Origin of the sequence: Streptomyces inhibens (assembly GCF_003389455.1) — a bacterium.
Classification (GTDB): domain Bacteria; phylum Actinomycetota; class Actinomycetes; order Streptomycetales; family Streptomycetaceae; genus Streptomyces; species Streptomyces inhibens.
The window spans coordinates 1-9265 of the sequence record NZ_QUAC01000400.1 but is presented as its reverse complement, the minus strand read 5'-3'; the positions used below and the strand labels follow the sequence as shown (position 1 = coordinate 9265).

Sequence of the window (9265 nt, the reverse complement as noted above, 5' to 3'; positions counted from 1 at the left end):
CGCCGCACAGCAGGTCTGTGCGGCGACCGCGCCGTCTCGTGCGAGGAGCGGTTCATCGGTGCCGACGGGCCGCCCCGGGTGGTACGGCTCAGTCCGTCAGCGCCGGGTAGTCAAGGTAGCCGGTGTCGTCGCCGCCGTAGAAGCTTGCGCGGTCCGGCGTGTTGAACGGGCCGCCGGCCGCCAGCCGCGCGGGCAGATCGGGGTTGGCGAGGAACAGCGCGCCGTACGCGAGCAGATCGGCCGCGCCCTCCTCGACGAGCGGGAGCTCCTGGAGGCCGGTGGGCCGGCCGTCGGTGGCCGGGTTGAGCACGAAGGTGCCGCCGAAGCGCTTGCGCAGCCTGGCCAGCAGCTCCAGGTCGCGCACATCGCAGGTGTGCAGGTAGGCCAGGCCCAGCGGGGCGATGGCCTCGATCAGCGCGGTGTAGGTGGCCTCGGGTGCGGGTTCGGCCATGTCGTTGAAGGTGTTGCCGGGCGAGATGCGCAGGCCGGTGCGGTGCGCGCCGACCGCGTCGGCGACGGCCCTGACGACCTCGATGGCGAAGCGGGCGCGGCCCTCGTCGGAGCCGCCCCACTCGTCGGTACGCAGATTGGAGTTGGGCGCCAGGAACTGGTGGACCAGATAGCCGTTGGCGCCGTGGATCTCCACGCCGTCGAAGCCGGCCTCGACGGCGTTACGGGCCGCGGCCGCGAACCCGGCGATGGTCTCGCGTACCTCCTCGCCGGTCAGCTCGCGCGGGGTGACGAAGTCCTTGAGGCCCTCGTGGGTGAAGCCCTGGCCGGCCGCGGCGACCGCGGAGGGCGCGACCGGCACCAGGCCGTCGGGCAGCAGCACCGGGTGGCCGATGCGGCCGCCGTGCCACAGCTGGGCGAAGATCTTGCCGCCCGCGGCGTGCACGGAGTCGGTGACCTCGCGCCAGCCGGCGATCTGCTCGGGGGTGTGCAGGCCGGGGGTCAGTGGGTAGCCGCGGCCGATGAGTTCGGTCTGGGTGGCCTCGGTGATGAGGAGACCGGCCGAGGCCCGCTGGGTGTAGTAGCGGACCATGGACGGGGTGGGGACGCCCTCGGCGGTGGCGCGGTTGCGGGTCATGGGCGCCATGACGATGCGGTTGGCGAGGGGGATGCCGGCGAGGTCGATGGGGTCGAACGCGGTGGTCACTGACGGCCTCTCAACTGTGGTCAACGGGTCATCAACTCAGGTACGGAGCTGAATCGTTGGCCATTACATCAGCAACCACCGCGACCCCGGCATTCCCGCCGCGCCGAGGCGCTAGCCGTCGAGCAGTGCCAGCAACCGGTCCACGTCATCCGTCGAGTTGTAGAGATGGAAGGCCGCGCGGAGCAGCCCGCCGCGCACCGAGATCCGTACCCCCGCCTCGGTCAGCCGGCGCTCCGCGTCCGCGATCCCGGGGGTGGAGACGATCGCCGAGCCGGGCGCGGGACGGGGCGCGAGGCCGCGCTCGGCCAGCCCCGCGCGGTAGTGGTCGGCGAGCGCGGTGTTGTGGGCGTGAATCGTGGCCACGCCCAGCTCCTCGATGAGGGCGAGGGAGCGCTCGGCGGCGACGTAGGAGAAGTGGGCGTGCGGTTCGTCGAAGCGCCGGGCGGTGGCGGCCGGCCGGATCACGCCGTAGTTGGACTCGCCGATGTCCTCCCCGGCGACCCAGCCCGCATGCAACGCGGCCGGCCATGCGCCGTCGCCGCCGTCGCCGTGCTCCCCCCCGAAGGCCATGAAGGTCGTACCGCGCGGGCACAGCAGCCATTTGAAGGCGCCGCAGACGACGAAGTCGAAGTCGGTGGCGCGCAGCGGCAGCCAGCCGGCGCCCTGGGTGGTGTCGAGATACGTACGCGCCCCATGGGTCCGCGCGGCCTCCCGTACCGCCGCCAGATCGGCGATCCGGCCGTCGAGCGACTGCACGGCGCTGAGGGCGACGAGGGCGGTGCCGGGGCGCACCTCGTCGGCGAGCGCCTCCAGCGGTACGGTGCGCAGCTTGACGCCCGGGTGGGTGGCGAACGGATTGACCAGGGAGCTGAAGTCGCCCTCGGGGGCCAGCACTTCGGCGCCCGGCGGGAGCGAGGCGGCGACGAACGCGGACTGCACCGCGACCGAGCTGCCGATGGCGACCCGTTCCACGGGGATGTCCAGCAGCCGGGCGAAGGCGGCCCGGGAGGCGGTGGGGGGCCCGAAGTAGTCGCGGCCCATGGTGCCGTAGGAGGCGGATTCCTCGATGGCCGCGCGCAGGGCGGCGGCGCTGCGTCGGGGGAGGAGTCCGCTGGAGGCGGAGTTCAGATAGGTCGTCTCGGGCGCGAATTCGGCCCCGCCCAGTGGCTCATGTCGCTGCATGACTCCACTGTGCGGGGCGATCCGCGCCCCGTCCACGGCGTATCCGCTCGGCCGGCCCGCGAGCATGGCTCATCCGTGCAGGTCGCAGGGCATGCGGGCGGGCCGGCGAGCGGTCACTTCCCGGGAACGGCGCAGCCGTCGTCCCCGCAGACCTCGGCGTCGCCGGTCGGCAGTAGTTGCACGGCACCGTCGGCGTGGGCGCGCTCCAGGGCCTGCCGGAAGACCTCGGCGGGCTGGCCGCCGGAGATGCCGTACCGGCGGTCGATGACGAAGAAGGGCACGCCGGTGGCGCCGAGCTCGGCGGCCTCGCGCTCATCGGCGCGTACCTCCTGGGCGTACGCGTCGGGATCGGCGAGCACCCGGGCGACCTCGTCGGCGGGCAGGCCGGCGGCGACGGCGATCTCGCTGAGCACCGCGGGGTCGCCGAGGGTCCTGGCCTCGGCGAAGTTGGCGCGGTAGAAGGCGTCGAGCAACGCGTCCTGGACGCCGTGCTCCTTGCCGAGGTGCAGCAGCCGGTGGAGATCGAAGGTGTTGCCGTGGATCCGGTCGGAGCGGTAGCCGAGACCCTCGTCGGCGGCCGCGGCGGCGACCCGGGCCTCCATCTCCTCGGCCTGCGCGCGGCTGACGCCGTACTTCGTGGCGAGCATGTCGAGCACCGGTATGTCGGTGGCGGCCGGTGCCTTCGGGTCCAGCTCGAAGGAGCGGTGCACCACCTCGACACCGTCGCGGTGCGCGAAGGCGGCGAGCCCGGCCTCGAAGCGGGCCTTGCCGATGTAGCACCAGGGGCAGGCGATGTCGGACCAGATTTCGACGCGCATGAGCTGACTTTCCTCGTGGTGGATGTGTCCTGCTGGAACCTCGCGGGACGGCGGGCTATTCCGCGGGTACGGTCCGGGCATGACCTCGCCACAGGGATTTCTCGGCTTCTGGGAGACGACCGGGTCCGCCAAGACCTTCACCCATCCGCTGGATCCGGCGCTGCTGGACGCCTATGTGCCAAGGGCCGCGCGGGTGCTGGACTACGGCTGCGGCTATGGGCGGCTGACCGCCGAGCTGGCCGGGCTCGGGTATCGCGAGGTGCGCGGGGTGGATGTCTCGGCGGCGCTGATCGAGCGGGGGCGGCGGGAGCATCCGGGGCTGGATCTGATGCGGTGGGCCGGGTTTCCGCTGCCGTTCGAGGAGGGGTCGTTCGATGCGGCGCTGCTGTTCGCGGTGCTCACGTGTGTGCCGGGGGACGGGGACCAGTCGGCGATCGTCGGCGAGCTGGGGCGGCTGGTGCGCCCTGGCGGGGTGCTGTATCTGAGCGATGTGCCGTTGCAGGACGATCCGTACAACCAGCAGCGCTATGCGCGGTTCGCGCAGCGGTACGGCACGTACGGGGTGTTCGAGACGCCCGACGGCGGGGTGTTCCGGCACCATCCGCCACAGCGGCTGCGGGGCCTGGTGCGGGCGGCGGGCTTCTCGGTGGTGACGGAGCGGGTGGGGTCGGTCGCCACGCTGGACGGGCGGACGGCCGGGCGGCTGCAGATCATCGCCCGGCGGGAGGCGGCAGCGGCGTCGGACGCTCCCGGGGCGCCAGGTCCAGCGTCAGGGTGAGGTGGGTGGCGTCGGGGGCGGGGCGGCGGTCCGGGTCGGGGCGCCAGCCGAGGCCGGTGTAGAAGGCGCGGGCCCTGTGGTTGTGCCAGAGCACGTCGAGGACGGCCCGGGAGAAACCGGCCGTGCGCCAGGCGTCGAGGCAGGCGGTGTGCAGCGCGCGGCCGACGCCGGTGCCCCAGTGGGCGGGGTCGACGTGGAGCTGGTGGAGCGTGACGGCCGGCCCCTGGCGGTCGGTGCGATGGCGGTAGGAGGCGGCGCCGAGGACCGTGTGGTGCCGTACGGCGCAGAGCGCGGGGGTGTCGTCGCGGTCCAGGACGCGTGCCCAGGCGTCGTGCCATCGGGCGTGCTCGGCCACGGCGTCGAAGGGCGCGTCCGGGAAGCGGGCGCGGTGGTACGCGGCGCGGGCGCGGGCGTGCAGGGCGGCGATCGCCGCCAGGTCCGCGTGGGTCGCGGCGCGGACCTGGAGGGCGGCCGCTTCGGTAGGGGGACGCAAGGTGCCGAGGGCCCGGGCCGATCCCAAAGACACGCCCTACGCTCCCTCGGCGCGGCCGTCGACCCGGCGCGGCAGGCCGAGCGGGTTGTCCTCGCGCAGCTCGGGCGGCAGCAGCGCGGGCGGGGTGTCCTGGTAGGCGACCGGGCGCAGCCAGCGTTCGACGGCGGTGCCGCCGACGGAGGTGGAGGTGGAGGTGGTGGCCGGGTAGGGGCCGCCGTGGTGCTGGGCGGGGGCGACCGCGACGCCGGTCGGCCAGCCGTTGACGACCACCCGGCCGGCGAGCGGGGTGACCTCGGCCAGCAGCCGGGCACCGCGCCCCGCCTCGTCGGTGCCGGCGCTCTCGGCGTCGCTGAGGTGCAGCGTCGCGGAGAGGTTGCCGGGGAGCCGGGCGAGTACGGCGCCGATCTCGGCCTCGTCGGCGTAGCGGGCGACGACGGTCACCGGGCCGAAACACTCCTCCAGGAGGAGGTCGTGCGGGCCTTCGGTGGCCAGGCGGGCGGCGGGCACGGCGAGGAACCCGGCGCTGACGGTGTGCGCTCCGCCCGCGCCAGGGGTCACCGGCGCCTCGACGTCCGGGAGCTCGGCGCGGGTGCGCACCCCCTCCAGGAAAGCCTCCCGCATCCGGTGGTCGAGCAGCACGCCCGCCTCGGTGTCGCTGACGGCGGCGGTCAGCGACTTCAGCAGCCGGTCGCCGGTCTCGCCCTCGGGCGCCAGGACCAGGCCCGGCTTGACGCAGAACTGGCCGACGCCGAGCGTCATCGCACCGGCCAGCCCGGCGCCGATCTGCTCGGCGCGTTCGTCGGCGGCGTCCTCGGTGATCACGACGGGGTTGAGGCTGCCCAGCTCGCCGTGGAAGGGGATGGGGTGCGGGCGGGCCGCGGCCGCGTCGTACAGGGCGCGGCCGCCGCGTACCGAGCCGGTGAAGCCGGCCGCGGTGATCAGCGGATGACGGACCAGGTCGATACCGGCCTGGAAGCCGTGCACCAGGTTCACCACACCCTCCGGCAGGCCGACCTCGATGGCGGCGCGGCGCAGCAGCGCGGTGCACAGCTCGGAGGTGGCGGGGTGGTCGGGGTGCGCCTTGACGACGACCGGGCAGCCGGCCGCGAGGGCGCTGGCGGTGTCGCCACCGGGCACGGAGAAGGCGAGCGGGAAGTTGCTGGCGGAGTAGACCGCGACGGCGCCCAGCGGGATCTTGTAGCGGCGCAGATCGGGCCGGGGCGGGGTGAGGCCGGCGTCGGCGTGGTCGATCAGTACGTCGAGGAAGGCGCCTTCGTCGACGATGTCCGCGAAGGCCCGCAACTGGTAGGTGGTGCGGGTCAGTTCGCCGGTCAGCCGGCCGGGACCGAGCGCGGTCTCGGCGTCGGCGGCCTCGATGACCGCCTCGCCCGCCTCGTCGAGCAGGGCGGCGGCGCGGCGCAGCAGGGCGGCGCGTACGGTGCGGTCGGCGAGTGCGCCACGGGCGGCGTGTGCGGCGCGGACCACCGCGTCCACCTCGTCCGCTGTGGCCTCCACCGCAACCTGTTCCCGCTGCTTCCCGGTTCGGGGGTCGACACTCCAGACTGGTGCTGCTGCTGCCACCGTGCATTCCTCCTGGGCGATGCCGTGCCGAGTCCCTTTCGGGACGCTGTGAACCTTGCAGCACACCGGACCGCGTTCGATATGCTGAACGGCGTCCCGGATCATGAACAACTGGGACTCTATGGCTGTCCGAACAGAGGGGTCAAGGGCGATGTCAGCTGCCGATACCGGTGGATCGCAGGTCAAGTCCGCGGTGCGGACGGTGGAGCTGCTCGAATACTTCGCGGGCCGCCCCGGTATGCACAGCCTGGCTTCCGTCCAGGAAGCCGTCGGCTATCCGAAGTCCAGCCTCTACATGCTGCTGCGCACCCTGGTCGACCTGGGCTGGGTCGAGACCGACGCCACCGGCACCCGCTACGGCATCGGCGTGCGCGCACTGCTCGTCGGCACGTCGTACATCGACGGCGACGAGGTGGTGGCCGCGGCCCGGCCGACGCTGGACCGGCTCTCCGACGACACCACCGAGACCATCCACCTCGCCCGCCTGGACGGCACCAACGTCGTCTATCTCGCCACCCGGCAGTCGCAGCACTATCTGCGCCCCTTCACCCGCGTCGGCCGGCGGCTGCCCGCGCACTCCACGTCACTGGGCAAGGCGCTGCTCGCCACGTACACCGACGACCAGGTCCGGGCGATGCTGCCGCCGACCCTCGCGCAGCTGACCGAGCACACCATCACCGACCGCGAGCAGCTGATCGAGGAGCTGCACGCGGTGCGCGAGCAGGGCTATGCGGTCGACCGCGAGGAGAACACGCTGGGCCTGCGCTGCTTCGGCGTCGCGATCCCCTACCGCACCCCGGCCCGGGACGCGATCAGCTGCTCGGTGCCGGTGGCCCGGCTGACCCCGGCCCATGAGCAGATGATCAAGGACACCCTGTTCGACGCCCGCGACCGGCTGACGCTGGCCACCCGGCGGCTGTGAGACGGACCGGCCGGCAGCCCGGCTGAGCGGCCCCTCCCCCGTACGGCGGAGGCGGATCGTCGCCCGGGCCGAGGTGGCAGGAGCGGGCCGCCGGAAGTCTGGACGTCATGAGCATCCAGAGCGGCCGACAGGCCCCGGCCCCGCACACCCCCACCGAACTCCCCGCCCCGCGCGGGGCCGCCGGTACCGCCCGCACCGTTTTGCGCGTGACCACCCTGGCCGCCTGCGTCCCCTATCTCTCGCTCAAGATCGCCTGGACCGCGGGCAGCCGGATCGGCATCCCCGAAGGCAGTGCGCTGCGCCAGGACGGCAACTCCCTGATGGCGCTGAACCTGCTCACCGTGCTGATGGACGCGGCGGTGATCGTGCTGGCGTTCCTGCTGACCCGGCCCTGGGGAGCGCGGGTGCCGGCCTGGCTGCTCGCACTGCCGATGTGGTGCGCGACCGGACTGATCGCGCCGATCCTCACGGTCTTCCCCGTGCAGAGTCTGGCCGCGGCGCTGCGCGACGGCGCGGGCGGCAGCGGCGGCTCCGGCGACAGCCCCGGCGAACTGCTCGCCCCCTGGGTGTGGAGCGTCGTCTACAGCGGCTTCATCGTGCAGGGCCTGGCCCTGGGCACCCTCTTCGTGCTCTACGCCAGGGAGCGCTGGGGCCATCTGTGGCGCGGCCGCCTCGGCACCCTCCCGCCCGGCCCGACCCGCTCCGCACGGCGGCTGACCGCGGCCGCGGTGGCCGTGCTCAGCCTGCTGCCCGCCGCGGTGCATCTGCTGTGGGCGACCGGCAGCACGGCCGGACTGAACCCCGCGCGGGCCGCGGCGGTGGATCTCGACGCCCGGCTCAACGACGCCGGGTACGTACTGTTCGCCGTGCTCACCGCGGCCGGCGCGCTGACGCTCGCTCACGGCCGCGGCCGCCGGGTCCCGTTGCTGCTGCCGCTGGCCGCCACCTGGATCGGGGCGGGCGCGCTGGCCTGCTGGGGCGGCTGGATGACGCTGACCACGCTGACCCTCACGGCGGCCGACCCGAAGCTGCCCACACCGCTGATGAGCCTCACTTACTCTGTGCAGATGATCGTCGGGATGCTGGTGGCCGTGGCCGGAGCGCACTTCTTCGCCGAACGCGAGGCCGCGCGGTGCGCATAGCGGGCCGGCGCCGGATCCGGGTGCTGGGCGCCCGCTGGATCCATCTGATTCTGGGCGGCGCGCTGTTGATGCCGTTCTTCCTGGTGGCCTCGGTCGTCCTGGCGCTGCTCATGGACGGCGCCGACCCGCTGCGGGACATGGCCTCGCAGTTCATCGCGTTCGGCTGCGCGCTGCCGCTCGCCGCCCTGGTCGCGCTGCTCCTCCCGCCGATGCGGCCGCTGGAGGTGACCGCCGTACGGATCCTGTGCGGCGTCCGCGCGGAGCGGCTGGCCGACGGACCGGCCATGTCCTGGGCGGCCCGTCGGCGCACCGCACTCTGGTTCGTGGCACATCTCGCGGCCGGCGGCATCGTCAGCGGGATGACGCTGTCCGCGCCGCCGGCCGTGATCGTGCTCCTCGCCATGCCGTTCTCGAAGCCGCTCCAGCACACCGCGCCGCTGTGGCCGAAGGCCTTCCACGGTGTATACGGCCCGCTCGCCGGGCTGGCGCTGCTGGCCCTGATCGTCGGCACCGCCTGGGCGGCCGGGGAGCTGCTGGCCCGCTGCGCGCCGTTGTTGCTGGGGCCCACGCCCGCCGACCGGCTGGCCGCGGCCGAGCGCCGGGCCGCCGATCTGGCGTCCCGCAACCGGCTGGCCCGCGAGCTGCACGACTCCGTGGGCCATGCGCTCAGCGCCGTCACCCTGCAGGCGAGCGCGGCCCGCCGGGTGCTGGACGCGGACCCGGAGTTCGCCCGGCAGGCGCTCACCGCCATCGAGGAGACCACCCGCGAGGCGGTCGCCGAACTGGACACCGTACTGGGGCTGTTGCGCGAGGAGGACGGCACCGATCCGGCGGCGCCGGCGCCCACCCTGGACGGCCTGGACGCGCTGCTCGGCCGGACCCGTGCGGCAGGCGTGGCGGTCGAGGCGACGGTCGAGGGACGCTGTGCCGGACTGCCGCCGGTGGTCTCACGGGAGGCGTACCGGATCGTGCAGGAGGGCCTCAGCAATGCGCTGCGGCACGCCGGGCCGGTACCGGTCCGGCTGCAACTGCGGGTGCGGGACGGTCAGTTGACACTGCGGATGGAGAATCCGCTGGCGGGGGACGACACCGGGCCGGACCCCGCCGCGACGGCAGCGCGTACGGGCGGCGGCCGGGGGCTGCGCGGGATCGCCGAGCGCGCCCGGCTGCTGGGCGGCGAGGCGACGGCCGCG

Annotated in this window: 9 protein-coding genes; 4 read left to right on the top strand and 5 right to left on the bottom strand. The window is 73.9% G+C overall.

Annotation, left to right across the window (positions count from 1 at the left end):
• Nucleotides 1-88: 88 nt before the first annotated feature.
• From DY245_RS35770 to DY245_RS35760, 3 genes are all read right to left on the bottom strand, one after another.
• Entirely contained in the window at nucleotides 89-1156 is a 1068-nt protein-coding gene (locus DY245_RS35770) for an alkene reductase (RefSeq protein WP_128511259.1), read from the bottom strand.
• Between the two features lie 111 nt (nucleotides 1157-1267).
• Nucleotides 1268-2338, bottom strand: coding sequence for an aminotransferase class V-fold PLP-dependent enzyme (locus DY245_RS35765; protein ID WP_128511258.1), 1071 nt, complete (start codon nucleotides 2336-2338; stop codon nucleotides 1268-1270).
• Between the two features lie 113 nt (nucleotides 2339-2451).
• Nucleotides 2452-3156 (bottom strand): DsbA family oxidoreductase, encoded by a 705-nt coding sequence (locus DY245_RS35760; RefSeq protein WP_128511257.1) that lies wholly within the window; start codon nucleotides 3154-3156, stop codon nucleotides 2452-2454.
• A 79-nt stretch (nucleotides 3157-3235) separates the two neighbouring features.
• Here DY245_RS35760 and DY245_RS35755 point away from each other — a divergent pair, with 79 nt between their 5' ends.
• A complete protein-coding gene (locus tag DY245_RS35755) occupies nucleotides 3236-3934 on the top strand; it encodes a class I SAM-dependent methyltransferase (protein ID WP_128511256.1) in 699 nt (232 codons plus the stop codon).
• Here DY245_RS35755 and DY245_RS35750 read toward each other — a convergent pair.
• Both DY245_RS35750 and DY245_RS35745 read right to left on the bottom strand, forming a co-directional pair.
• Nucleotides 3867-4460 carry a GNAT family N-acetyltransferase gene (locus DY245_RS35750; protein WP_244943486.1) on the bottom strand — a complete coding sequence of 198 codons (594 nt, stop codon included), beginning with the start codon at nucleotides 4458-4460 and terminating at the stop codon, nucleotides 3867-3869. The genes DY245_RS35755 and DY245_RS35750 overlap by 68 nt on opposite strands.
• A gap of 3 nt (nucleotides 4461-4463) precedes the next feature.
• Entirely contained in the window at nucleotides 4464-6008 is a 1545-nt protein-coding gene (locus DY245_RS35745) for an aldehyde dehydrogenase (NADP(+)) (RefSeq protein WP_128511255.1), read from the bottom strand.
• 151 nt (nucleotides 6009-6159) lie between these two features.
• On the opposite strand from DY245_RS35745, the gene DY245_RS35740 reads away from it, so the two are divergent.
• The 3 genes from DY245_RS35740 to DY245_RS35730 form a co-directional block, all read left to right on the top strand.
• Nucleotides 6160-6930 (top strand): IclR family transcriptional regulator, encoded by a 771-nt coding sequence (locus DY245_RS35740; RefSeq protein ID WP_128511254.1) that lies wholly within the window; start codon nucleotides 6160-6162, stop codon nucleotides 6928-6930.
• A gap of 107 nt (nucleotides 6931-7037) precedes the next feature.
• A complete protein-coding gene (locus DY245_RS35735; RefSeq protein WP_244943484.1) occupies nucleotides 7038-8072 on the top strand; it encodes a hypothetical protein in 1035 nt (344 codons plus the stop codon).
• Between the two features lie 68 nt (nucleotides 8073-8140).
• Nucleotides 8141-9265, top strand: a 1125-nt coding sequence (locus DY245_RS35730; RefSeq protein ID WP_128511260.1) for a sensor histidine kinase, incomplete at its 3' end; no start/stop codon positions are given.

What these genes read in the sequence shown, in the direction of transcription:
- DY245_RS35765 (WP_128511258.1), bottom strand. Translation starts at nt 2,338, where the DNA reads ATGCAGCGACATGAGCCACTGGGCGGGGCCGAATTCGCGCCCGAGACG.
- DY245_RS35755 (WP_128511256.1), top strand. Translation starts at nt 3,236, where the DNA reads ATGACCTCGCCACAGGGATTTCTCGGCTTCTGGGAGACGACCGGGTCC.
- DY245_RS35740 (WP_128511254.1), top strand. Translation starts at nt 6,160, where the DNA reads ATGTCAGCTGCCGATACCGGTGGATCGCAGGTCAAGTCCGCGGTGCGG.
- DY245_RS35735 (WP_244943484.1), top strand. Translation starts at nt 7,038, where the DNA reads ATGAGCATCCAGAGCGGCCGACAGGCCCCGGCCCCGCACACCCCCACC.
- DY245_RS35760 (WP_128511257.1), bottom strand. Translation starts at nt 3,156, where the DNA reads ATGCGCGTCGAAATCTGGTCCGACATCGCCTGCCCCTGGTGCTACATC.